This window comes from Pedobacter indicus, assembly GCF_003449035.1.
Taxonomy (GTDB): domain Bacteria; phylum Bacteroidota; class Bacteroidia; order Sphingobacteriales; family Sphingobacteriaceae; genus Albibacterium; species Albibacterium indicum.
This window is the reverse complement of sequence record NZ_QRGB01000001.1, coordinates 951,059-977,129: the sequence shown is the minus strand read 5'-3', so window position 1 is coordinate 977,129 and position 26,071 is coordinate 951,059. Positions and strand designations below refer to the sequence as shown.

21 protein-coding genes are annotated in these 26,071 nt (G+C 41.3%); 10 read left to right on the top strand and 11 right to left on the bottom strand.

The genetic code is table 11. The features are described 5' to 3' along the window. Positions 1 to 3 precede the first annotated feature (3 nt). The 6 genes from D3P12_RS04505 (at position 4) to D3P12_RS04480 (ending at position 8,023) form a co-directional block, all read left to right on the top strand. Positions 4 to 4,062 carry a response regulator gene (locus D3P12_RS04505; RefSeq protein WP_118193880.1) on the top strand — a complete coding sequence of 1,353 codons (4,059 nt, stop codon included), beginning with the start codon at positions 4 to 6 and terminating at the stop codon, positions 4,060 to 4,062. Between the two features lie 26 nt (positions 4,063 to 4,088). Then, a complete protein-coding gene (locus tag D3P12_RS04500) occupies positions 4,089 to 4,487 on the top strand; it encodes a response regulator (protein WP_118196966.1) in 399 nt (132 codons plus the stop codon). Then, positions 4,465 to 5,292, top strand: a complete 828-nt coding sequence (locus tag D3P12_RS04495) for a CheR family methyltransferase (RefSeq protein WP_118193879.1) — start codon at positions 4,465 to 4,467, stop codon at positions 5,290 to 5,292. Before D3P12_RS04500 ends, D3P12_RS04495 begins: the two co-directional genes overlap by 23 nt. Further along, complete coding sequence (locus D3P12_RS04490; protein WP_118193878.1) at positions 5,282 to 5,857, top strand: chemotaxis protein CheB; 576 nt, start codon at positions 5,282 to 5,284, stop codon at positions 5,855 to 5,857. Before D3P12_RS04495 ends, D3P12_RS04490 begins: the two co-directional genes overlap by 11 nt. A gap of 110 nt (positions 5,858 to 5,967) precedes the next feature. Next, positions 5,968 to 6,942 carry a polyprenyl synthetase family protein gene (locus D3P12_RS04485; RefSeq protein WP_118193877.1) on the top strand — a complete coding sequence of 325 codons (975 nt, stop codon included), beginning with the start codon at positions 5,968 to 5,970 and terminating at the stop codon, positions 6,940 to 6,942. 4 nt (positions 6,943 to 6,946) lie between these two features. Continuing rightward, a complete protein-coding gene (locus D3P12_RS04480) occupies positions 6,947 to 8,023 on the top strand; it encodes a TerC/Alx family metal homeostasis membrane protein (protein WP_118193876.1) in 1,077 nt (358 codons plus the stop codon). A gap of 26 nt (positions 8,024 to 8,049) precedes the next feature. On the opposite strand, the gene D3P12_RS04475 is transcribed toward D3P12_RS04480, so the two are convergent. Genes D3P12_RS04475 through recJ form a run of 3 tightly spaced genes read right to left on the bottom strand, consistent with a single transcriptional unit; the run spans position 8,050 to position 12,053 of the window. Beyond that, positions 8,050 to 9,573, bottom strand: a complete 1,524-nt coding sequence (locus D3P12_RS04475) for a GH3 auxin-responsive promoter family protein (protein ID WP_245977386.1) — start codon at positions 9,571 to 9,573, stop codon at positions 8,050 to 8,052. Between the two features lie 9 nt (positions 9,574 to 9,582). Then, positions 9,583 to 10,317, bottom strand: a complete 735-nt coding sequence (lptB, locus tag D3P12_RS04470; RefSeq protein WP_118193875.1) for an LPS export ABC transporter ATP-binding protein — start codon at positions 10,315 to 10,317, stop codon at positions 9,583 to 9,585. A gap of 29 nt (positions 10,318 to 10,346) precedes the next feature. Beyond that, positions 10,347 to 12,053 carry a single-stranded-DNA-specific exonuclease RecJ gene (gene recJ, locus D3P12_RS04465; RefSeq protein WP_118193874.1) on the bottom strand — a complete coding sequence of 569 codons (1,707 nt, stop codon included), beginning with the start codon at positions 12,051 to 12,053 and terminating at the stop codon, positions 10,347 to 10,349. Between the two features lie 72 nt (positions 12,054 to 12,125). Between recJ and D3P12_RS04460 the strand changes: the two genes are divergently transcribed. Beyond that, positions 12,126 to 12,887, top strand: a complete 762-nt coding sequence (locus tag D3P12_RS04460) for an MBL fold metallo-hydrolase (protein WP_118193873.1) — start codon at positions 12,126 to 12,128, stop codon at positions 12,885 to 12,887. A 56-nt stretch (positions 12,888 to 12,943) separates the two neighbouring features. Here the strand turns inward: D3P12_RS04460 and D3P12_RS04455 are convergent, their stop codons facing one another. Next, a complete protein-coding gene (locus D3P12_RS04455) occupies positions 12,944 to 13,351 on the bottom strand; it encodes an OsmC family protein (RefSeq protein WP_118193872.1) in 408 nt (135 codons plus the stop codon). A 103-nt stretch (positions 13,352 to 13,454) separates the two neighbouring features. On the opposite strand from D3P12_RS04455, the gene lipA reads away from it, so the two are divergent. Then, positions 13,455 to 14,336, top strand: a complete 882-nt coding sequence (gene lipA, locus D3P12_RS04450) for a lipoyl synthase (RefSeq protein WP_118193871.1) — start codon at positions 13,455 to 13,457, stop codon at positions 14,334 to 14,336. A 50-nt stretch (positions 14,337 to 14,386) separates the two neighbouring features. Here the strand turns inward: lipA and D3P12_RS04445 are convergent, their stop codons facing one another. Beyond that, positions 14,387 to 14,797 carry a DoxX family protein gene (locus tag D3P12_RS04445; protein ID WP_118193870.1) on the bottom strand — a complete coding sequence of 137 codons (411 nt, stop codon included), beginning with the start codon at positions 14,795 to 14,797 and terminating at the stop codon, positions 14,387 to 14,389. A gap of 1 nt (position 14,798) precedes the next feature. Then, positions 14,799 to 15,773, bottom strand: a complete 975-nt coding sequence (locus tag D3P12_RS04440) for a S66 peptidase family protein (protein WP_317124652.1) — start codon at positions 15,771 to 15,773, stop codon at positions 14,799 to 14,801. Between the two features lie 21 nt (positions 15,774 to 15,794). On the opposite strand from D3P12_RS04440, the gene metG reads away from it, so the two are divergent. After that, on the top strand, positions 15,795 to 17,867 hold the full coding sequence (gene metG / locus D3P12_RS04435; protein WP_118196963.1) for a methionine--tRNA ligase: 2,073 nt from the start codon (positions 15,795 to 15,797) through the stop codon (positions 17,865 to 17,867). 80 nt (positions 17,868 to 17,947) lie between these two features. On the opposite strand, the gene frr is transcribed toward metG, so the two are convergent. Further along, positions 17,948 to 18,511 (bottom strand): ribosome recycling factor, encoded by a 564-nt coding sequence (gene frr / locus D3P12_RS04430; protein ID WP_118193869.1) that lies wholly within the window; start codon positions 18,509 to 18,511, stop codon positions 17,948 to 17,950. Positions 18,512 to 18,551: 40 nt separating this feature from the next. Beyond that, a complete protein-coding gene (gene pyrH, locus D3P12_RS04425; RefSeq protein ID WP_118193868.1) occupies positions 18,552 to 19,256 on the bottom strand; it encodes a UMP kinase in 705 nt (234 codons plus the stop codon). Between the two features lie 182 nt (positions 19,257 to 19,438). Here pyrH and D3P12_RS04420 point away from each other — a divergent pair, with 182 nt between their 5' ends. Further along, positions 19,439 to 21,943 carry a zinc-dependent metalloprotease gene (locus tag D3P12_RS04420; RefSeq protein WP_118193867.1) on the top strand — a complete coding sequence of 835 codons (2,505 nt, stop codon included), beginning with the start codon at positions 19,439 to 19,441 and terminating at the stop codon, positions 21,941 to 21,943. A 107-nt stretch (positions 21,944 to 22,050) separates the two neighbouring features. Here D3P12_RS04420 and D3P12_RS04415 read toward each other — a convergent pair whose 3' ends face one another. From D3P12_RS04415 to ffh, 3 genes are all read right to left on the bottom strand, one after another. Next, positions 22,051 to 23,043, bottom strand: coding sequence for an aspartate-semialdehyde dehydrogenase (locus D3P12_RS04415; protein ID WP_118193866.1), 993 nt, complete (start codon positions 23,041 to 23,043; stop codon positions 22,051 to 22,053). Positions 23,044 to 23,133: 90 nt separating this feature from the next. Continuing rightward, positions 23,134 to 24,690 carry a YifB family Mg chelatase-like AAA ATPase gene (locus D3P12_RS04410; RefSeq protein ID WP_118193865.1) on the bottom strand — a complete coding sequence of 519 codons (1,557 nt, stop codon included), beginning with the start codon at positions 24,688 to 24,690 and terminating at the stop codon, positions 23,134 to 23,136. Positions 24,691 to 24,721: 31 nt separating this feature from the next. Then, the gene (gene ffh, locus D3P12_RS04405) at positions 24,722 to 26,062 is read right to left on the bottom strand and encodes a signal recognition particle protein (RefSeq protein WP_118193864.1); all 1,341 of its coding nucleotides are present in this window, start codon (positions 26,060 to 26,062) and stop codon (positions 24,722 to 24,724) included. Positions 26,063 to 26,071 lie beyond the last annotated feature (9 nt).

Sequence of the window (26,071 nt, the reverse complement as noted above, 5' to 3'; positions counted from 1 at the left end):
TTAATGAGAAAGACATTTAATCGGATACCATTCAATATCAAATTGATATTAAGCACTGGAATTCCTCTGGTAGTCTTAATCTTTGCATTCTTTTTTATCCGCGAAGAACGAAGGGTACGCAATGAAACAACGAACAATTTCATAAAACGTTTGGAGATCACAATGGCGTCTAACAAGCTAACGAACTGCATACAAATGGAACGCCGTTTCAGTATTAGCAAGCTTGCCCAGCGAAACTCGAATCAAGATTTAGAGAGGTATCGGGCTGAAGTGGACCAGTCCATACAATATCTTACCCAGCTGACCACTACTGAAACTTCACATGAGCGGGAGTATTCTTTTGGTGATGATTTGGGAGTCTGGCGGTCTTTAATTGATAGCGCGCAAATTTCAACAAGGGACGTTCTGGACAATTATCAGCTTATCGTCGACCAGCTTCAAAGCAACAACACCATGCGCAGCGACAACCCAACGATTAAAGGGCGATCCGAAGCCAAAATGATGGCAAGCAGCGCATTGTCTTATATGATAAACCTTTTAACACAGCTAAGATTGGATGTTTACGTATCGGCTATTGATGAGGGAGAATTAGACAATAGTTTCCAGCAAACCTACAAACTATTCCGCTCTCTGGAAGCTGAAGTTCTGAATAGCAACGATACGATGATCACAAATGAATATTCAGAGCTTCGTGAAGAAAGTGGATTACAGGCAATGCTCGCGTCACTCAACGAATTAGTGGTAAACGGAGCGACGAGAACGAACTATTCAAGCGAAGAATGGTGGCGGATATCGGCCGCAGGGGTAGATGGTCTAACAAGTTTGCAAGAATCTCTTTTAAACAGTGTTCACCAAGAAACAACCGCTTATCACGACCATGCGATACTTCTTCAGCGGACGATGCTAACGGTGATCAGCATCGTTATCTTAATAATTATTTTACTTATCGCATTTTTCATCCGATCAACAAGTGATCAGGTCAACTCATTACGTATCGCCGCAGGAAGGATGGCGCGTGGAGAAACCGATATTAAATTGCCGAAGTTCCCTAAAGACGATTTAGGAAGCTTGGCGAGCTCTTTCATGCAAATTGACCGAAATAATAAAAAGATTGAAATTGCTGCACGCGCTATAGGTAATAGTAATTTTGATGTTGCTTTTCAACCCCGAAGCAAAAAGGATGATCTAGGCCATGCAATCGTAAACATGCGAAACTCCCTTAAAGAGTTTTCGGATGCAAGTGAGCAGGAAATTTGGGTGCAGACAGGCCTCTCAAAGATTAACGGTGTATTAATCGGTCAGAAAAAAATTGGTGACGCTTGTGAAACCGTCTTAAAAACGTTGGTAGATTACTTGGGTGCGGAAATTGGGGTCTTCTATCTTCACAATTATTCCAATATGCTTGAATTGCAGTGCAGCTATGCAGTGATAAATGAAGAGAACCTGCCCCGCCTAGTTAGAATTGGACAAAACCGATTAGGGAAGGTTGCAGAAAACCGTATTCCGATGATTATTGACTCGGTGCCAGAGGGTTATCTTGCTATAGGCAGCAGCTTGGGTCAAGCTCAACCCAAAAACCTACTCATTTTACCATTGATTCAGGCGGAAGAAATAGAAGGGGTTATTGAGATCGCTTCGTTTACAGATTTTCATCCCGGGACGAAGGATTTTGTAAAACAGGTTGGTGTTAATATAGCAAGCATGGTTCAGTCCATGAAATCACGTATACGGTTACAGGAGCTTCTGGAGGAAACGCAAACGCAAACTGAGGAATTGCAAACACAACATAGTGAACTCGAAAATCTGAATACGGAATTGGAAGCTCAGACACAAAAATTGCAAGCATCCGAGGAAGAGCTTAAAGTACAGCAGGAGGAATTATTACAGGCGAACCAGGAACTAGAGGAGCGAAGCAATTTACTGGAAGATCGAAATCAGATTATCATTGATCGAAACCTAGAAATACAGAAAAAAGCGGAAGAACTGGAACTAAGCACACGCTACAAATCGGAATTTTTGGCTAATATGTCCCATGAACTAAGGACGCCGCTGAACTCGATCCTGCTCCTCTCTCGGTTGTTGAGCGAGAATGGGGAAAACAATTTGAACAACGACCAGGTAGAATATGCTCATGTAATTCAAAACTCCGGAAAAAGTTTACTTTCGCTGATTGATGAAATCTTAGACCTTTCTAAAATTGAGGCAGGAAAAATGACAGTCGAATTCAAACCAGAGTCGATTCAGGAGGTCGTAACTTCTATGCGGTCAATATTCAGTGAGATGGCAAAAGAAAAGAACCTCGACTTGCAATTTACGATCAGCAATGACGCACCACTGCTGATTACGACTGACCGACTTCGATTGGAACAGATTCTTAAAAATTTGCTGTCTAATGCGTTGAAGTTTACCAAAACCGGATTTATTAAAATGAACATTCACGATGATCCAAAAAAACCTGATCACATCATATTTTCGGTCAAAGACAGCGGTATCGGAATTCCGGCGGATAAACTAGAACATATTTTTGGTGCTTTCCAACAGGCTGATGGATCAACCAGAAGAAAATTTGGAGGAACCGGCTTAGGACTGGCAATTAGTCGTGAGCTGGCACGGCTACTAGGTGGGGATTTAACAGTAAAAAGTAAAGAGTCTTCAGGAAGCGAATTTATTTTGAGTATACCAGTTGATGGGTCAAGTGCAATTACCTCGGATAGTGAAAATGAAAAAGATGACCCAAAACAAGAGCCTATTGAAGTTCAGGTTGAACCAGACCAAACTGAACAACCTTCGGAACAAAAACCGGAAACGAATGGAGGACAAAGCTTCATCACTTCTGTAATTCCGGAAGATGTGCCAGACGACAGAAAAAGTATTAAGAAAGGAGATAATGTAATACTCATAATTGAAGACGATACCTCTTTTGCAAAATCCCTCCTCTCTTTTACCCAGAAAAAAGGTTATAAAGGGCTTGTGGCGGTTCGTGGAGATGAAGGAATAGAAATGGCATTTCGCTATAACCCGCAAGCAATACTTTTAGACCTGCAGCTACCTATCAAAGACGGTTGGCAAGTGATGAAGGAGCTGAAAGAAAACCCAAGCACTCGACATATTCCGGTACATATGATGTCATCATACGAAATAAGAAAAGAGAGTCTTCGGAAAGGAGCGATTGATTTTATCAATAAGCCTATAGCTTTTGAACAAATGAATGAGATATTCAAAAAATTGGAGAAAGCTTTGGAGCGTGGGTCGAAGAAAGTTTTAATTATTGAAGAAAACGCAAAGCATGCTGAAGCTCTCGCTCAATACCTGGGTACATTCAATGTAAAATCTGAAATCAAAGGCGATATACAAACCGGTGTCCAAACATTAAAAAACGAGGGCGTCGATTGTGTCATCCTGGATATGGGGATTCCGGATGAGATCGGTTACAAAACATTAGAGGCGGTTAAAGACAATCCGGGGCTGGATAACCTGCCGATTATTGTCTTCACAGGAAAAAACCTCTCACGCATTGAAGAGCAGAAAATTAAACAGTATGCAGATTCAATTGTCGTGAAAACTGCTCACTCTTATCAGCGGATTCTAGATGAGGTTACTCTCTTTTTACATTTAGTCGAAGAAAATAAAGAGGCAGACGGTAAAAAGAAACTTATTAGCAACCCTGGTCGTTTTAATGACATCCTAGAAGGGAAAACTGTATTGGTCGCTGATGATGATATTCGAAATATATTTTCACTAACAAAAGCATTGGAACACTTCAATATGCATGTATTGACGGCAAATGATGGCAAAGAAGCCTTAGAAGTGTTGGAAGCTAATGCAGATAAAGTAGATATTATTTTGATGGATATGATGATGCCGCAAATGGACGGTTATGAAACGACCACTCGCATTCGTAAAAATCCGAAATTAAGTTCTCTACCAATTTTAGCGGTTACGGCAAAAGCGATGGTTGGCGACCGGGAGAAATGCATTCAAGCGGGCGCGTCAGATTATATTTCTAAACCTGTGGATATTGACCAGCTCGTATCGTTACTGAGAGTATGGCTGTATCCTTAAACTTAAACCTAAGCATTCACACTTTTATGAAACCTCAAATTTTAGTGATTGACGACGATGAAAAAAATATTTTCGCTTTATGCGCAGTACTCAAATCGCGCGGTTTTACATGCTTAACCGCCCAATCTGCCAAAGAAGGTATTAGCCAATTAATAAAAAACAACAAAGTTGGCATAGTTTTAATGGATATGATGATGCCTGAGATGGACGGTTATGAAGCGATCAGTCTGATAAAAGCTCAAGAGAAACTCTTACATATTCCTATAATTGCTGTAACTGCTCAGGCAATGGCAGGCGACCGGGAGAAATGCCTTGCAGCAGGGGCTGTCGACTATTTGGCGAAACCGGTTGATGTCGATTTATTAATAAATAAGATTAACCAGCAGTTAGGCAACATAGATAATGGAATTACAAACGGTAAATGATGAGGATGTCGAGCTTCTTTTAATGGATTTACATGCAGAGCATGGCTATGATTTTTCTGATTATAGCCGTGCCTCAATGAAGCGTAGACTAAATCGTTTGGTTGTTATTGACAAGTTCCCGAGTTTTGCAGAGATGCGGTATCGTCTGGTTCATGACCCATTTTATTTACGTCGATTCATAGAAGAAATTACCGTTAACGTGACAGAAATGTTCCGCGATCCTGATTTTTTTAAATATCTACGACAGCATATCATCCCCACGCTCGGCACATATCCCTTTATCCGAGTCTGGATCGCTGGTTGTGCATCAGGAGAAGAAGCTTATTCAGTTGCCATTCTTTTGGAAGAGGCAAATTTATTAGATAGAAGTCTAATCTATGCCACTGATCTTAATCCACGAGTTTTGGAAAAGGCTAAGTCTGGTATATTTCCTGTTAAACTAATTAAGCAGTATTCAGAAAATTACTTATTAAGCGGTGGTTATCAAGACTTTTCATCCTACTATACCGCCAACTATGATGTTATGATTTTCAAGGAGCCTCTTCGAAAGAAGATTGTTTTTTCTACTCATAATCTGGTGTCTGACTCTTCCTTCAACTCGTTTCAACTGATCATGTGCAGAAATGTCCTTATCTACTTCAATACACATCTTCAGTCGCGTGTGTTCAATTTAATGGATAAAAGCCTGGAAAACTTGGGTTATCTGGCATTAGGTACAAAGGAAACACTGCGCTTTGCGAATATTTCCGACAAATATAAACAGGTGGATCCTAAGCAAAAAATCTGGAGGAAGCATGGCTACTGATATGGTGGTTATCGGAGGGTCAGCGGGCAGTTTACAAGTGGTCATGGAGATCTTGCCTGAATTGAAGCAAGACCTGAAATTATCGATTGTGATTATTTTTCATCGGAAAGCAGTGAACGAACCTGATATTCTCTTAGAGCTTTTGAACTCTAAATCTAACCTCCCGGTAAAGGAAGCGGAGGATAAAGAGCCGATCGAAAACGGCAAAGTTTACCTTGCGGCGGCTGACTATCATCTGTTTGTTGAAAAGAACCATTCTTTCTCATTAGATATTTCTGAGAAAATTAACTTTTCAAGACCCAGTATCGATTTAACATTTCAATCAGCTGCGGACGCATATAAAAAAAACCTTGTCGGTATCCTATTATCCGGTGCCAATGCAGACGGCGTAAAAGGAATGCAGTCAATCAAACTTAATGGGGGCTATTGTATAGCTCAGGATCCGATTTCTTGCCAAATACCATACATGCCATCACAAGCAATCACTAAAAAAGTAGTAGATCAGATTGCTTTGCCCGGTGAGATAGCACAGTTTATCAATTCTTGTACACCTTCCAAATTATAAACAGCGAATTAGTCTTCCTTTTTATTATTTTTTTGTGACAGGCGACAGCCTGCAAATAACTTAAATTTTATTATGTTTGTGCTGAAAATTTTCAACCGCCACCAGCATACATGTTGAAGCTCGATGAGATAAAAAAACCTATAGCGGAACAACTTGATTTATTTGAAGAAAAGTTCAAGCAATCGATGGCGAGTTCCGTACCTTTATTAGATCGGATTACTCACTACATTGTTAAAAGGAAGGGAAAGCAAATTAGGCCGATGTTCGTGTTCTTTTCTGCTGGCACTTGTGGAGACATCTGCGAGGCTACGCATCGCGGAGCTTCACTTGTGGAATTGCTGCATACTGCAACCCTAGTGCACGATGACGTGGTCGACAATTCCAATGAACGAAGAGGCTTTTTCTCAGTCAATGCGCTTTGGAAAAATAAAGTAGCCGTTTTGGTAGGAGATTTCCTTCTAGCAAGAGGTCTTTCGCTTTCGATACGGAATGACGACTTTAAACTTCTCAAAATTGTCTCCGAAGCAGTAGAGCAGATGAGTGAGGGAGAGCTTCTACAGATGGAAAAAGCGAGAAGGCTCGATATTGACGAAACGGTCTACTTCGAGGTGATAAGAAAAAAAACAGCTTCTCTAATTGCATCATGTTGTGCATGTGGAGCGGCTTCAGTGGGAACGGTGGATGATGAAGCAGTGAACCGAATGCACCGGTTGGGAGAAAAGATAGGTATTGCTTTTCAAATTAAGGATGATCTCTTTGATTTCGGGGTTGACGATGTTGGTAAGCCTGTAGGAAATGACATTAAAGAGAAAAAACTCACACTTCCTCTAATCTATGCATTAAATAAATCTTCCAAAGCAGAAAAGAGATATTTTATTAATTTAGTAAAAAATCATAACGAGGATCCTAGTCGGGTTCGGGAAGTGATTGACTATGTGAATGGTAGCGGCGGATTAGCCTATGCAAAGCAGAAAATGCTACAATATCAAGACGAAGCTTTTAAGATACTGTACACTTTCCCTGAGAATTCTTATCGGACGGGGCTCGAGCAGTTAGTAAAATTTACAACAGAACGCAAAAAATAAACAAATGGATACTTCCTTTCTCACAAATGAATTTCTTTTCTTCGGTGGATTCTTAATTTTTATCGCGCTGATGCTCGCATTAGACTTGGGGGTCTTTAGCAAGAAAAATGAGGTTGTCAGTTTTAAAGCTGCGGCTATCATGAGCTCAATATGGGTCTTCTTTGCACTTGCTTTTTATGTACTTCTGCGGGTTTGGGGGAATGAGTTACATAATGTCCATGACTTTGAAACCCTTGCTACCGTCACGGAAAATCATATGCACGACATTGCTGCAATTCCTGGTGACTTGGCTGCCAGTATAAGGATATACAATAATAACCTGGCATTGGAATACCTTACTGGCTACGTAGTCGAATATGCGCTATCGGTCGATAATATTTTCGTGATGGTGTTAATATTTAGTTCATTTGGAGTTGACCCCAAACATTATCATAAGGTATTAGTATGGGGTATCTTAGGAGCTGTATTCTTCCGTTTCGTATTTATTTTTATAGGTGCTGCTCTGATTAGTCGTTTCGATTGGATACTTTATGTTTTTGGCGCGTTCTTAGTTTACACGGGTATTATGATGTTCATTAACCGTAATCAAGAGGAAACGATGGATCCACAGGAGAATCGAATCGTGCGTTTCGCATCCAAACATTTTTCTGTTACCCCAGGCTTTGTAAATGGAAATTTCTTCCACAAAATAGATGGAAAAACTTTTATCACACCGCTCTTTCTAGTATTGCTGATGATTGAGTCGACGGATATCATTTTTGCGGTTGACTCGATTCCTGCCATTTTTTCTGTAACACAAGACCCATACATTGTCTTCTTCTCTAATATCTTCGCAATTTTAGGACTTAGATCAATGTTTTTCTTATTGGTAAACATCATTCACAAATTCCATTATCTAAAAGCGGGACTTTCTTTTCTACTTGTCTTTATCGGGGCTAAAATGTTGCTACATGGACAGCTCGCCGAACTCGGATTTACGACGATGCATTCGCTTATTGTAATCTTAGGAATTTTGGCAGGAAGCGTAATCTTATCGCTGGTTTTTCCAAAAAAGGAGCAAGTTCCAACAAAGCAACAATAAATCGGTAATGAGGGATGACAGGCTAGCTATCCCCTTTTTTCTTTAATCATTTGGATTATCGGATCAAGAAAGGATCGATCGTTCGATAAGCGCGGTACCTTATTTTGTCCGCCTAACTTGCCGCGCTCTTTCATCCATTGATAAAAGGTTCCCTCCTCAGCGAAATGTACGATGGGTTCTTTTAGCGCCAGATTATTGAATCGCTTGGCGTCATAATCTGAATTAATCTGACGAAGTGCCTGATCCAAGACGGCGACAAATTCAGAGCGGCTCCCAGGCTCTTTGGAAAGTTCGATAATCCATTCATGAGCTCCCGCCTCATTCCTCTCAAAATAAACTGGTCCTGCAGTAAAATCTTTTATAATAGCACCTGTTTTGTCACAAGCCTCTCGGATTCCATCTTCGGCATTATCGACGATCAGCTCTTCACCAAAGGCATTAATATACTGCTTCGTACGACCGCTTACTTGAATACGAAAAGGATAGCGCGAGGTAAATCGTACCGTATCGCCTATCATATAACGCCACAACCCCGCATTTGTAGAAATGATTATTGCGTAGTTTTTACCCAGCTCAACCTCCGACAAACTCAATGTTTGTGGATATTCGTCATGGAAGTTCTCCATCGGCATAAATTCATAATAAATACCATAGTCGAGCATCAAAAGCATCTCGTCAGAATCAGGTAAATCCTGAATGGCAAAGTAACCTTCCGAAGCATTATAGTTTTCTAGGTAATACATACTATCGGAGGGAATCAACTGCTTAAACTGTTCACGGTAAGGCTTGAAGCTGACCCCTCCGTGAAAGTAAAATTCAAGATTAGGCCAAATCTCAAGTAAATTTAACTTCCCAGAAATTTCAAGCATCCGTTTCGCTAACACGACGTTCCAAGTGGGCACACCCGATAAACTTGTTATATTTTCAGTTAAACCCAAATGTGCAATCTTTTCAATTTTTTCTTCGAAGTTAGGATTAAGCGTAAGATCAATATCTGGGAAGCGATGATACTCGGCCCAGAAAGGCAGGTTTTGAACAATGATGGCAGAAAGATCGCCAGAAGAGGTTTTGCCTAGCGCATTAATCTGATGGCTCCCTCCCAAGACAAGACCCTTTCCTTCAAAAAGATTATTGTTTGGGCGGTTCAAGCAATATATACTAAGCAGATCTTTTCCACCAGCATAATGACATTCTTCTAAGGCTTCCTGGCTAACCGGGATATATTTACTACGATCGGAAGTTGTCCCGGATGACTTAGCGAACCATTTGATCGTTGAAGGCCAAAGAATATTTTGCTCACCCTTCATCATCCGCTCAATATAAGGCTTTAAAGAATCATAGTCCTGAATGGGAACCCGTTCTTTAAAGTCATTAACAGAAGAAATTGATTCATAATCATACTTCTTCCCCCACTCTGTAGCTTGTGCAGTTTTTATAAGATCATGAAACCATTCTTCTTGGACTTCATTGGGGTACTGTTTAAAAAGCTCGATTTGATGTACACGCTTTTTCATGATCCACTTAAGAATGGAATTAACCAGTGCTGCCATGCTCGATTCCTAACGCTTTTTAATTTTTAATTCAAAATTCTGACCTAAATAAAATTTCCTTGCCATTTCATTTACAGCTATCTCAGGAGGGGTCCCGGTTAACATGATCTTACCTTCAGTTAATAAATAAGCTCGATCCGTAATTGAAAGGGTCTCCTGAACATTATGGTCCGTTATTAAAATACCTATATTTCGATGTTTGAGCTTATGAACAATGGTTTGAATCTCCTCGACCGCAATCGGGTCAACACCGGCAAAAGGCTCATCTAACAAAATGAAATTGGGATTCGCGGCCAAGGCACGTGCAATCTCTGTTCGACGCCTTTCGCCACCCGAAAGTAGATCTCCTCGGTTCTTCCGAACCTTATTCAAACTAAACTCATTAATCAGTTCCTCTAACTTTTGCTTGCGCTCTTCTTTGTCCTTATAATGGATCTCCAGCACTGCTAGAATATTATCTTCAACAGAGAGCTTCCGAAACACGGAAGCTTCTTGTGCTAAATAGCCGATACCTTTTTGCGCCCTCCGATACATCGCGTCACCGGTAATTTCTTGATCATCTAAGAAAACTTTTCCCTCAGTTGGCTTAATGAGTCCAACAATCATATAAAAAGAAGTTGTTTTCCCGGCTCCATTTGGTCCAAGCAAACCTACGATCTCTCCCTGTTCGACATGGAAGGACACGTCGTCAACAACCTTTCGTTGTTTATACTTCTTTACCAAATGTTCTGCTTTTAATATCATTATGTTTTTCTTTATGACGGTGGTGTACGTTACGTCGCTGGTCTGATATCTTTAATATTTAATTGAACACTCTTGACCCCACGCCAATTATTTTCTTCAATAGTATAACAAATATCGATAGCCGCGCCTTTAGTTACAAGTGAATTATGGTGTGAAAGGCCAAATCCTATACAATCAAAGATAGCGGAAGAACCTTGAGAAACTCTTATTTTGAGATGATTTTTCCCTACGATTTGCGGAATATCTCTTACCATAACGTTTTTACTAAGAAATAAAGGCAATTCATTCTCTTGCCCAAAAGGGGCAAAGCGATTTAAAATCCTAAAAAACTTACCGTCAACATCGTCAAAATGAAGTTGCTCATCGATAAGCAACTCCGGTGTCAACAATTCATCAGGAATACTAGCCGCGACTACCTCTTCAAATCGCTCTTGCAGAGCTTCGACATTCTCCTTTTTCATGGTCAAGCCTGCAGCGTACTTATGCCCTCCGAATTGTTCAAACAGTTCGCTGCATTGACTTAAAGCTGCATAAAGATCAAAACCAAAAATAGAACGCGCAGAACCAGTAATGAGGCCATTCGATTGAGTCAAGACAATTGTAGGACGATAAAACTTATCAATTAAACGTGATGCGACGATACCAATTACGCCTTTATGCCACTTCGGTTGAAAGACGACGGTCGTCTTTCTTTTCATCATCTCTTGACTACCCATAATCATGGCCGTCGCCTGTTCCGTTATCTGGATATCGAACGCTTTCCGCTGATGATTTTGTCCTTCTATCTCTTTGCTTAAACTCGAAGCCAGATATGGATCTTGCGAGATAAGCAACTCCACAGCAGCTCTCGCATGTTTAATTCTTCCGGCCGCATTGATTCTAGGGCCAATATGAAATATCAGATCAGTTGATGACAACTCAGCTTGACTCCCTCTCAAATTTATCAATGCCTTTAAACCCGGACAAGGATCATCGTTCAATTTTTTCAATCCGTAGAAAGACAATATCCTATTCTCCCCAACGACAGGAACCATATCTGCCGAGATACTCACCGCTACCAGATCTAGATACCGATACACCTCCTCCAGCGGAAGACCCAACCGTAAGACAAGTGCATGAACTATTTTCAAACCTACACCACATCCTGATAATTCAGGAAAAGGGTATTGACAATCAGCACGTTTCGGATCTAACACGGCATATGCAGATGGCAACCGAGCGCCGGGCGTATGATGGTCCGCAATGATAAAGTCAACCCCCAACTGATTACCATAGTCAATCAAGTCATTTGCTTTAATCCCACAATCAAGCGCAATAATCAATGAGAATTGGTTTGTATGAGCGAAATCAACCCCCTTTTTAGATATCCCATAACCTTCCTCATAGCGGTCGGGGATATAATAATCAATATAATTTGGAGCCAATTCATTTAAGAAGCAATATACAACCGCCACAGCTGTTGTTCCATCCACGTCGTAGTCGCCATAGACAAGTATTTTTTCTTTATTCTTTAGAGCCCGGGTAATTCTGAATACCGCTTTCTCCATGTCTTGCATAAGATAAGGGTCATGTAATTGACCTAAGTCCGGACAAAAGAAGGCTTTTGCATCTTCGTAAGTATGAATCTCTCTTTTAACCAGCAGACTAGCCAAGACGGGGTTGATATTTAAAGTTTTAGATAAGTTTTGAACCTGTTCAGGATATAGTTGTGGCTTTTCGACCCATCTTTTTTGCATATATTTGTACTTACAGTTCGGTAAATATACATTATAGTCGCCGTAATCACAACGTATATCAAACACTCGGATATGAAGGTATTTGCATTAGATGAAGGATCATTTTCAGTAGGGATAGATAAAAAGTTTATTCCTTTCGACCCAAAAACAGATGATAAAAAAGATAGAAAAGGTTCACTTTTCATCAATGTTAAACCATTTCTTGTTGACACAGGAAATGATCTTATTATCATTGACACTGGTTTGGGCTTCTCAAAGAATGGGCAAATGATGATTCACGAAAACATCCGTGAGCTCGGCTATGAGCCAGAGGATGTTACGTTAGTTCTCATGTCTCATCTTCATCAGGATCATGCCTCGGGGATGATTAATTCGGAAACCAACACGATTAGTTTTACAAACGCTGAATACATCATTCAGCGGGCGGAATGGGAAGAGGCTTATAGCGACACGAAATCTTCATATCGTACTGAGGTTTTTGATATCTTACAGAGAAGCGGACAGGTTCATTTCGTCGAAAACAACGGTGAGCTGAATTCACTAGTCAGCTACGAAATCAGCGGAGCCCACAGCCCCTACCATCAGGTCTTCCATATTAAAAACGAGGAAGACCATCTATTCTATGGTGGAGACGAATGGCCCGAACCAGAACAAGCTTTGCGCAGGTTTGCCGCGAAATATGATTACGATGGGCACAAGGCAATGGAACTGAGAGAGCAGTATGCTACTCAGGCGACAAACGAAGACTGGACATGCCTCTTCTACCATGCAGGTGAAAATGCAATTGCTAGAATGGCAAAAAAAGATGATAGCTTTCGGATCATACCTGTATAAGTAGCCCCTTCGGTCTGACTAATTCCTCGGATTACGTCATCACCCATCGGCTTACGTCACCAGTTAAATTGAAGATTTTTCTCGATTTCGGGGTGAATACTATAGAAAACAGGGCAAGTTTTTGCTGCTTTTTCCAAAATGACTTTTTCTTTATCTGAATACTGCTGTCCTTTCGGAAAATTAAAAACAATATCTAACCTGGAAACACGACGCGGATTATCGGTCATAATCTTTGTCGTTTCCAGTTCCACTTTTTCCAGGTCAATATGATGCTCGCGCGCGGCAATCCCCATAATGGTCAGCATACAACTTCCTAAGGCAGTAGCCAGCAGGTCTGATGGTGAAAAAGCTTCTCCTTTACCCTGGTTATCAACCGGCGCATCTGTAATCAATGAATTTCCTGATCGTAAATGGGTAGCTCTCGTACGTAATTCTCCTAAATATTCGTTTTTAATTGTTGCCATAATTTAGCTTTGATGTAATGTTGATGTAATATTAGGTGCAAACGCTTGGCTCGTTCGCTCTATTTATAGCCCTAATTTACAATTTTATCTTTACTTTTGTTATATGATTGAATTACCAGTTATTTCGTCAAATGAATTACAGCGGAAACCGGATTGGTTGCGCGTGAAATTGCCTGTTGGCAAAGAATATCGTCATGTTCGTAATCTCGTTGACACCCACAAACTTCATACGATTTGCGAAAGTGGTAACTGCCCCAATATGGGTGAGTGCTGGGGTGCAGGCACTGCGACTTTTATGATTTTAGGAAATATCTGCACCCGTTCGTGTTCATTCTGTGCAGTTGCGACAGGTCGCCCGTTAGCGGTTGATCAAGATGAACCCAATCGTGTTGCGGAGTCAGTTCGATTAATGGAAGTAAAGCATTGTGTCATCACTTCTGTTGACAGAGACGACCTGAAAGATGGAGGGTCCACCATATGGGCTGAGACTGTTAAGGCCATTCGCCGGGAAAGTCCAGGAACAACCTTGGAAACACTCATTCCCGACTTCAAAGGCATCTGGGAAAACCTTGATCGTGTCCTTGCTGTACGACCCGAAGTAGTTTCCCACAATCTGGAGACTGTTCGCAGATTGACTCGTGAGGTACGTATTCAAGCCAAATATGATCGTAGCCTTGAATGTTTGAGACGAATCTCAGAAGCCGGATTACGCACCAAATCGGGCATTATGCTTGGCTTTGGAGAGACCGAAGAAGATGTTATTGAAGCAATGACCGATCTATACAATGTTGGAGTGCATGTGCTGACATTAGGGCAATACCTTCAGCCAACAAAAAACCATCACCCTGTTGTAGAATGGGTTACACCAGAAAAATTTAAGAAATTCCAAGAAATTGGACTTAAAATAGGGTTTAAATACGTGGAAAGTGGGCCATTGGTGCGTTCATCTTACCATGCAGAAAAACATCTATTTGATATGCAATAAGCCACTGGTGGCAATAAACAAGCAAGTTGATAAGCGATTTGCTCTAAGACCTATCGCTTATCAACGCTATACTTTCCGGGCCCAACAAATAACAAACCGACAAACACGACTAAAAGTTCAAAGGCATGTGCCGCACCCATGAGGCCATCGCCCATGGCGAGATGGTTCATCCCTGCTACTAGCATCGTAAATGCTAACAATAAACAGGCAGGACGGTAAAATAATCCCAGTAAGAGAAACAGTCCACCCACCGCTTCCGTAAAGCCGGCCAAGAAACCCCAAACTGCTGGAAAAAAATCAATACCAAGGTTACTCATTGCAGAACCAACGACTTTCCATGTCTCGACCCCACCTACTAACTTTGGATAGCCATGCAAAAATATAAACGATAAACCTAACCCGATACGCGCTAACAGCAAACCGAAATCTTTGTATCTGCCCAATGATGACAATGCAGCCATATTATAAATATTTTAAATGAACATTTTTCTTTTTAATGTCCAAAGATACTTTTTTTCCAAATATCAGCGATTGATTATTATCAATATGGCCTGCCGGGAAATCAGTAGCAACCGGATAAGAGTATTCTTTAATAACATCCATAATAATTTCCAGCGCAGTAAAGCCAAAAGACGGATCCCCGTCTTTTAGACTCGTAAACCCACCAACGATCAATGCACGAATATCTTTAAGTCTGCCCGCCCGCTTCAACATGCGCATCATCCGGTCAATCGAATAGTAATACTCAGACACATCTTCTATAAATAAAACTTTGCCCTTGTAATCGGGTTCGGAAACTGAACCAGCAATATTTACCAGTAAAGCAAGGTTGCCTCCTGTCAGAATTCCTTCCGCGTACCCAGACACGTTCGTCGAACAACTGCTGTATTGATAGTCAATCTCCTCTCCGAACAAAGCTTTGCGCAAGGTTTCAAGCGAAAGATCGGTAGCATCAGAAATTGTCCAAGGCATTTGACCATGAATTGTTGGTATGCCAAACTGTGCCTGGATGTGACCGTGCAAAGCTGTGATATCACTATACCCTACAATCCATTTAGGATTGTTTTTAAAATCTGAGAAATCCAATTCATCAATAATGCGCACCGTTCCATACCCACCTCTAGCAGCGATGATAGCCTTCACGGATTCATCATTAAGCATCCGCTGAAAATCATTTATTCGCAGCCTGTCATCGCCCGCAAATTGATGATAGGATGAGCGAACAGACTCTCCTATGACAACCTCCAAACCCCAAGACTCAAAAATTTTGACCGCTTCAGACAAATCCTTATTAACTCTCCCGGCAGGAGCCACAATGGCTATCTTATCTCTTTTTTTTAAATAAGGTGGTACTTTCATATGATTATTGGTTTTAGAAACCGCAAATTGAATTATCTTTGTAGAAATAGCAAATATTGCAGCTTTTTTCTTTTGCATAATTTGAAAAACGAATCGAAAATGCCGAACGCACAACAAAAAAAAAGATTTACAATAACCTCCGCCCTGCCCTACGCTAATGGCCCTCTACATATCGGCCACCTGGCCGGGGCGTATATACCTGCAGATATCTTTGCCCGCTTTCAACGCCTTAAAAACCACGATGTTTTGCATGTTTGCGGATCAGATGAGCATGGTGCAGCAATTACAATTAAAGCAAAGAAAGAAGGTAAAGAGCCTCAAGAGATAGTTGATCAGTATCACTCGCAGATCATGGAGAGCTTCCAGAAATTCGGTATAGGCTTTGACATTTACCATCGTACATCGGCGCAAATCCACCATGAATTGTCACAAGAATTCTTTTTAACCCTTTACAATAAAGGGGAATTTATTGAAAAAGAGTCAGAGCAGTTTTATGATGAAAAATACAAGCAGTTCTTGGCTGATCGATATATCGTGGGTACCTGTCCTAATTGCCACCACGATGGAGCATACGGGGATCAGTGTGAAAAATGTGGTACATCGCTAAACCCTACAGATCTTATTAATCCAACCTCTACGTTAAGTGGCGAAAAACCAGTATTAAAAATAACAAAGCACTGGTACTTACCGCTTGATAAATATCAGACCTTTCTTGAAGAATGGTTATTAAAGGGCAAAAAGGACATTTTAAAATCAAATGTATACGGCCAATGTAATTCTTGGTTAAATTCTGGGCTGCAAGCACGATCAATGACCAGAGATCTTGACTGGGGCGTAGATGTCCCGTTAAAAGAAGCAAAAGGGAAGAAATTGTACGTTTGGCTTGATGCTCCAATTGGCTATATCTCTGCGAGTAAACAATGGGCGCTTGACAACAATAAAGATTGGGAGAAATACTGGAAAATACAAAATGATCCGAAAAACAACGCTCACCTTATCCATTTTATCGGAAAGGATAATATCGTTTTCCATTGCATCATTTTTCCGGCGATCTTAAAAGCTCACGGAGACTACATATTACCTGAAAATATTCCAGCGAATGAATTTTTGAATTTAGAGGGAGATAAACTTTCCACCTCAAGAAACCATGCTGTATGGCTACATGAATATCTAGAAGAGTTTCCGGGCAAAGAGGATGAATTACGCTACGTTTTAACGTCTATTTTACCAGAAACATCGGATAGCGAATTTACCTGGAAAGACTTTCAGGCTCGTGTTAACAATGAGCTAGTTGCTATCTTCGGCAACTTTATCAACCGCGTAATGGTATTATCGCATAAGTATTTTGACGGAGTAGTATGCAAAGGTTCAGCGTTGACGGATAGTGATAAGCAAGTGCTTAATGAACTGGCCAGTTACCCGTCTAAAATTGAGAAAGCTATCAATTCTTATCGTTTCCGCGAGGCTCTTTCATATTTTATGCAAGCAGCACGTCTCGGAAACAAGTATTTGGCGGACGAGGAACCTTGGAAGTTGATTAAAACCGATGAAGAGCGTGTCAAAACGGTTCTGAATATCAGTTTACAAATTGCATCGAACCTAGCCATATTTGCGCGTCCTTTCTTGCCTTTTACAGCAAAAAAGCTCTTCGAAATGTTGAACCAGGCTGCGAAGGGTTGGGATCAAGGTGGCCGTGGCGACCTGCTACCAGTCGGTCATCAATTAGGCGAAACACAACTTCTTTTTGAAAAAATCACGGATGAAGAAGTTGAATTTCAGTTGAAGAAACTGGCACAAGCAGCTGCATCCAATCAACAAGCCAATAGTGAAGCACTAGCAGGGAAGCCCGCGGTTACGTTCGATACGTTTTCGGCGATGGATATCAGGAGTGGCGAAATTGTAGCTGCCGAGAAAGTTGCTAAAACAAAAAAATTATTGAGACTAACAGTAGATACTGGTTTGGACAGAAGGACAATCGTTTCGGGAATCGCAGAACATTTCAAAGCTGAAGACCTTATTGGACAACAGGTTTCTGTTCTTTTGAATCTAGAACCCCGCAATATAAAAGGAGTTGAATCTCAAGGGATGATCCTAATGGCAGAAGACAGTCAAGGCAAACTATTCTTTGTAGCTCCAAGCGAAAAGGTTCTTCCCGGAAGTATCATTCGCTAAAAAGTTTAAATATTCTAGCAAAGAAAAAGGATGTAGGCTCTAACCTACATCCTTTTTCTCTTGAAGAGCGTGTCCTTTAATTAGACGGTCATAATATCTTGCTCTTTAACCTCAGCAAGTTTATCAACTTTCTGGATGAAGCTATCGGTAAGCTTTTGAATCTCCCCTTCGCCATCTTTCATTTCATCTTCGGACAAACCATCGTTTTTCAGCTTGCGAATCTGCTCGTTGGCCTCCTTCCGAAGATTTCGTATAGAAACACGGCCTTTTTCTGCCTCATCTTTCACTTTCTTTACCAAATCTCTTCTCCGCTCCTCGGTTAAAGGCGGGATAAGCAAACGGATAACGGTTCCATCGTTTTGCGGGTTCAAGCCGATATTGGAATCAATAATCGCTTTTTCTATATCTCTTAGTATTGTTTTTTCCCAAGGCTGCACAACCAGCGTTCTGGCATCAGGTGTAGAAATCGTTGAAACCTGCGCCAACGGAGTTAATGCTCCATAGTATTCCACAGATACACCATCCAACATAGACGGTAATGCCTTTCCGGCACGTATTTTAGTTAATTCGTTTTCCGTAAAAGCTACAGCCTTGGTCATATTTTCGGCCGTTTCATCAAGTTGTAATTTTATCAGGTCATTCATGAGATTTTATTTAAATCAAAAATACTTTTTTGTCTCTAACTTATCGAACCAAGGTGCCAATATGCTCACCTTTTGTCAGTTTCATCAAATTTCCTGCTTTGTTCATATCAAAAACAATGATCGGTAGTTTATTTTCTTGACAGAGTGTAAAAGCAGTCATGTCCATCACGTTTAAGCCACGATCATATACATCCTGAAAACTAAGCTGGTCAAATCGAGTGGCTGTCGGATCCTTTAACGGATCAGCTGTATAGATACCATCAACACGTGTGCCCTTTAGAACAACATCAGCGTTGATTTCAATTGCGCGGAGTGAAGCAGCAGTATCGGTCGTAAAATAAGGGTTCCCTGTTCCAGCACCAAAGATCACTACTCTACCCTTTTCAAGATGCCGAACAGCCCGTCTGCGGATAAAAGGCTCACAAATCTGTTCCATTTTTATAGCAGTAAGCAAGCGAGTTTTGATCTCAACTTTTTCCAGCGCATCTTGTAAAGCCATAGAATTGATCACAGTTGCAAGCATCCCCATATAGTCTGCCTGTACCCTGTCCATTCCTGATTTTTCAGCGCTTAACCCTCGATATATATTGCCACCTCCAATAACAATTGCAATTTCTACCCCTTCATCGTGCACTTGTTTAATATCTTTTGCATATTGGGCTACCCGATCGATATCTATCCCGTAGTTTTTTTCACCCATAAGGGCTTCTCCGCTAAGCTTTAGTAAAATGCGTTTGTAATTCATTATTAGAGTTCTGAATGTTGAAGAAATATTACTATTCAGATATCAAAGGTAAGCCATTTTTTTAATTCGAAGGGATTAACTTTACACATTCTTGTTTATAGCCACTTTTTTACGTTCAGAAAAGTTACTTTATCAAATAAAAATTCCTAATTATGTAGAACTATTACAAACTAATAATCCATATGAAGAAATTTATACTGTATGTGGGGATTGCAGCTTTTGCCCTGTTCTCAAACTCAGCATTTGTATCTGCTCAAAAGCCCACAGAAAAGCCAAGTACAACCGAATCTGATTCGACGAAGAAAAAAAACGATAAAAAAGAGCCGAAAACCTTTGTCAACTTTATGAAAGATGCAGAGGAAGGACATAAAGGTCTATTCAATATTTATACGCAAGACGAAAAATATTTTTTTGAGATCCCCGATAGCATCATGAACAGAGATATCATCGTTGTCAACCGCATATCAAGAAGTGGGGTTGATTTACGAACTGGGTTTTCAGGATATGCCGGCGATCAGATCAACGAAAATGTGATCCGATACGAAAAGGGCCCAAACAATAAAGTGTTCATGAAGAAAATATCTTATTCGGAGCGTTCAAAAGATAGTACGCAAGCGATGTATACAACGGTTATGAATTCGAATATTCAGCCGATCGCTGCATCCTTTGATATTGTAGCATTTGGACCTGAGAAAAATAGCGTCATCGTGGATATGACTTCTTTTATCAACGATGATAACGATATCTTCTTTTTTAGTCCGCGTTATAAGCAAGTATTGCGTCTGGGTTCAATAAAAAAAGACATGTCATACATTGATACGGTGAAGTCTTTTCCAACGAATACAGAGATAAGAACGGTAAAAACCTACGGTCGTACTGCCCCACAAGGTGTTTCAGGACCTGCCGCTGCTGCTATGTCAAGCGGAACAGCAACCTTAGAGCTTAACACATCGATGGTTCTTCTTCCAAAAGTTCCGATGCAAGGCAGGTATTTCGATCCTCGTGTTGGTTACTTCACCGTACGGTATACAGACTTCGATCTAAACCCACAGGGAATAGAACACAAGGCCTTAATAACCAGATGGCGCTTAGAACCAAAAGATGAGGATATAGAAAAATACAAACGTGGCGAACTGGTGGAGCCCAAAAAACAAATCGTTTTTTACATCGATCCGGCGACTCCCGAAAAATGGGTTGACCATTTAATCGCAGGAGTCAATGACTGGCAGGCAGCTTTTGAAGAAGCTGGTTTTAAGAATGCGATTGTAGGAAAGCGTGCGCCGACAAAAGAAGAAGACCCCGAATGGTCGCTCGAAGATGCGCGGTACTCGGCCATTGTATACAAACCCTCTTCCATACCCAATGCAAGTGGTCCGCATGTAAATGACCCACGTTCCGGTGAAATTTTAGAGAGCCATATCAACTGGTACCATAGCGTTATGACCCTTTTGAGAAATTGGTATTTTATTCAGGCTTCACCGAATGATCCCCGTGCCAGAAAGATGGAGTTTGATGATGACCTGATGGGAGACTTGGTACGCTTTGTTTCTTCACATGAAGTTGGTCACACACTTGGTCTGCGTCACAACTTCGGTTCCAGTGCCGCCTACCCGGTTGACAGTTTACGGAATGTTCAATGGGTAAAAGAACACGGGGTAGCGCCCTCCATTATGGACTATGCTCGCTTCAACTATATTGCCCAGCCTGGCGATGGACTCACAGGCTCCGACCTCTATCCGAAGATTAATTATTACGACAAATGGGCTATTGAATGGGGATACACGCTGATCCCTGAAGCGAAAGACCGGGATGATGAAGTGGCAAAACTTAATCAATGGATTTTAGCAAAAGCTGGCGACCCGAAATATTGGTTCGGAACTGAATCAAACCCTGACGATCCCCGTTCACAAAGCGAAGACCTGGGTGACGATTCTATGCTGGCAAGCGATTATGGCATACAGAACCTTCAACGGATTGTTCCTAATCTACTAGACTGGACAGCCACAGCTAACGAAGGTTATGATAATCTGGAGACACTTTATGGCGAAGTAATCACACAGTTTAATAGGTACGCAGGTCATGTTACTAAAAACATAGCAGGAATTTACGAAACCCCAAAAACTATTGAACAGGAAGGTGCTGTCTATGAACTGGTACCAGCTGAACGACAACAAAGAGCTATGGATTTCTTGAATTCCCAAGTGTTTACAACACCAGCATGGTTAATTGATTATGACATTTATAATCGCATCGGACAGAACCCAATCGATCGGATTGGCGCTGTCCAGCAAAATGTTGTCAACCGTCTCCTATCAGCACGAACACTCGACAAATTAATCAAAGCTGAAATGCAGGATCAGAACGCTTTTGGTGTTTCGGAATTATTTAATGGTTTAGAAAAGGGGATATGGACAGACTTGAAAAATTCAGATATTTACAGAAGAAACCTGCAAAAAGCCTACGTATCGAATCTGATCGATTTGCTTTCACCACCAAAAGAGAGAATAAGTAATTTTGGAAGCGTAAACCTCGACCCTACTGAATCTGATATTACAAGTGTCGCCAGAGGGCACCTCGCAGACCTACAGCGAAAAATCAAATCTGCTGCATCTGGCAAGAGTATTTCGGCATACCATTTTAGAGACTTGGAGAAACGAATCACGTCAGCATTAGAGCCCAAAGGTTAGTTTCGATCAAAACAAAAATGGTTATAAAAAGCGCGGCGCTCTTTTGGGAGCGCCGCGCTTTTTATCATGTGGCCCGAATAATCTCATTTTACGTTAAAAGCATTTATTTAGGCTACGATTTTTTCTCTCAGTAAATACTCGGCAATTTGCACAGCATTCGTCGCAGCGCCTTTGCGTAAGTTGTCAGCAACAACCCAAAGGTTCAATGTTTTATCTTGCGTTTCGTCACGACGAATCCGTCCAACAAGAATGTCATCTTTATCGTGTGCGTCCAAAGGCATCGGATATTTCAAATTGGCAGGATCATCAACTACAACTATTCCCTCTTGTTTTGAAAGGATCTCACGAACTTCTTTAAGATCAAACTCATTTTCAAATTGAATGTTAATCGACTCTGAATGCCCACCCATAACCGGGATACGCACCGTGGTTGCTGTCACCTTGATCGAGTCATCACCCATAATCTTGTTCGTCTCCTGTATCATCTTCATCTCCTCTTTGGTGTATCCATTTTCCATAAATACATCAATCTGAGGAATCACGTTCAGGTCTATTTTGTAAGGATAGGCTTTTTCCCCCTCAATTCCAGAACGCTCATTATTCAGCTGGTCAACCGCCTTAACGCCTGTTCCGGTAACTGATTGGTAAGTAGAGACCACAACCCGTTTGATTTTATACTTTTCATGAAGTGGCTTTAAAACAACGACCATTTGAATGGTTGAACAATTGGGGTTAGCAATGATCTTATCATCCGAACTAAGAACAGATGCATTGACTTCAGGAACGACTAATTTCTTATCCGGGTCCATACGCCATGCGGAAGAATTATCAACTACGGTAGTACCAGCTTCAGCAAATTTCGGAGCATATTCAGTCGAAGTTACTCCACCCGCTGAAAAAAGGGCGATATCAGGTTTCATCGCAATTGCCTCGTCAGGTGTAACCACCTTATATTTAGAGCCCTTGAATATGATTTCCTTACCCTTGCTTCTTTCAGAAGCAACAGGAATCAATTCATCGAGAGGAAAATTCCTTTCCTCCAGAACTCTTAAGATCATGGACCCGACTAAGCCAGTGGCTCCAACTACGGCAATTTTCATTTTTTTTAATTTTGCTTTTAATAATTTATGATTTAATCAGTTATAATAGTTATAACTGAGCAATTATACAAATTTATTGTCATCTTATTACTATCCTGACCAATTTTCTCTGTCCAAAGAACGATATTGAATCGCCTCCGCCAAATGTTCTGTTGAAATATCGATACTGCCATCTAAGTCGGCAATCGTTCTGGCTACCTTTAATATACGATCGTAAGCTCGTGCAGATAAGCTTAACCGTTCCATCGCTGATTGTAACAACCTTTTACCTTCATCAGAAATCTGACAAACCTCTCTAACCATTTTTACCCTCATTTGGGCATTACTGTGAATCTCAGCAAAATCCTTATCCTTATTTCTTTTCGAAAAGCGCTCAGCCTGCGCGTTTCTTGCTTTTATCACTCGTTCACGAACAGCGTGGCTATTTTCTCCACGTACCCCATTGCTCAACTCTTGGTAATTAACGGGCGTTACTTCAATATGGAGATCAATACGATCCAATAAAGGCCCTGAAACCCGACTCAAATACTTTTGCACCACGCCAGGTGGGCAAATGCAGTCTTTATGAGGATGGTTATAATAACCGCAAGGACATGGATTCATGGCTGCAACTAACATGAAACTAGCAGGATAGTCGACCGTTAATTTAGCTCTGGAAATCGTTATTTTACGTTCTTCAAGGGGTTGGCGCATTACCTCAAGAACAGATCGTTTAAACTCAGGCAGTTCATCTAAAAATAAGACTCCATTGTGCGCCAGTGATATCTCTCCGGGTTGTGGATTAGCCCCGCCCCCGACAAGTGCAGCATCACTAATACTATGATGTGGATCCCGGAACGGGCGGACAGTCATGAGCGAATCAGAAGCTGACAAATATCCTGCAACCGAATGGATCTTCGTTGTTTCAAGCGACTCCCGTAACGAGAGCGGAGGCAGGATTGTAGGCAGTCGCTTCGCCAGCATCGTTTTTCCCGAGCCTGGCGGACCGATCAGGATAACATTATGTCCTCCAGCCGCGGCAATTTCCAATGCTCTTTTAATGTTTAGTTGTCCGCTTACATCTGAGAAGTCAAATTCATAATTATTGATATGATCGTGAAATTCAGCTCGTGTATCAACGATCGTTTCTTCAATTTCCATCTTACCATCGATAAAGGAAATTACTTCGCTGATATTCTCAACTCCGTAAACCTTCAAGCCATCCACAATAGCGGCTTCACGCGCATTATCTTTAGGCAAAATCACACCATCATAACCTTCATGTCGAGCTTGTATCGCAATAGGCAACGCACCTTTTATACGCTGCACGCCACCGTCCAAAGAAAGCTCACCCAATATAATATACTTTGAAAGCCGATCAATTTGGATCTGTCCGGATGCGCCTAAAATACCCATAGCGATTGCTAAGTCGTAGGCCGACCCTTCTTTACGGATATCAGCAGGTGCAAGATTTACCACAATTTTCTGCCTTGGCATTCGGAAATTAGCTGACTGGATAGCACTTTCGATTCGTTGAAGACTCTCCTTGATAGCATTGTCCGGCAACCCAACGATATAATACTTAGTTCCAGCAGTTACCTTCACTTCGACGGTAACTGTCGTTGACTCGATCCCATAGACGGAACTAGCATGTGTTTTCACAAGCATAGCAAATACCCTCCTACAAAAAAATTATTATTTATTTACCAAATGGCATTTTAGGCATATTCTTCATCAGCTTCGCAGCTGCTGCCGGATTTGAGAACTGTTTCATTACTTTCCTCATATCATTGAACTGCTTCATCAACTTGTTCACTTCTTGCAAATCAGTACCCGACCCTTTTGCAATCCGCTGACGACGAGACTGATTGATAATATCAGGGTTTTCACGTTCATAAGGTGTCATCGAATGAATAATCGCCTCGATCGGCTTAAAGGCATCATCTTCAATCTCCACATCTTTCAACGCTTTACCAGCTCCTGGGATCATCCCCATCAGATCCTTCATATTACCCATCTTTTTAATTTGTTGGATCTGACTGATAAAGTCATTGAAATCGAACTTATTTTTGCGTATTTTCTTTTGAAGTTCGGCAGCCTTTTTCTCATCAAATTGCTGTTGAGCGCGTTCTACTAAAGAGATAACGTCACCCATCCCTAAAATTCTGGACGCCATCCGATCCGGGTGGAACACATCGAGTGCTTCCATCTTTTCCCCCGTTCCGATGAATTTGATGGGTTTGTTAACAACCGACTTAATAGACAGCGCAGCACCACCACGCGTATCACCGTCAAGCTTCGTCAATACAACCCCCGTATAATCCAACCGGTCATTAAATATCTTGGCTGTATTAACTGCGTCCTGACCAGTCATCGAGTCAACGACAAAAAGGATTTCATGTGGTTGCGTTGCATCCCTAACGGCAGAAATTTCATTCATCAGGGCTTCATCGACTGCTAAGCGACCCGCTGTATCGATAATAACAACACTATTCCCATTGCGTTTAGCTTCCGCTACCCCCTCTTCGGCAATGGCAATGGGGTCTTTGGATTCAAGATTAGCATAAACAGGAACTCCTATCTGCTCTCCAAGAACCTGTAACTGATCAATGGCTGCTGGACGATAAACGTCTCCAGCCACCAATAAAGGCTTTTTACCCTTTTTTGTTTTTAAGAAGTTAGCAAGTTTACCTGAAAATGTGGTCTTACCAGCACCGTTTAGACCTGCAATCAGGATAATTGTTGGGTTCCCCTTCAGCTCCAGCTCTGTTACCGATCCCCCCATCAGCTTGGCAAGTTCATCGTTCATGATCTTAGTCAATAGCTGACCTGGAGAAACACTAGATAGCACATTTTGCCCCAAGGCCTTTTCCCTTACCTCATCCGTAAAAGCTTTCGCTGTTTTATAGTTTACATCCGCATCTAATAAGGCCTTACGAATTTCCTTGACAGTCTCAGCAACATTGATTTCAGAAATACTACCTTGACCTTTTAGAACTTTAAATGCTCTATCTAACTTGTCCTGTAAATTCTCAAACATAAAGAGTCG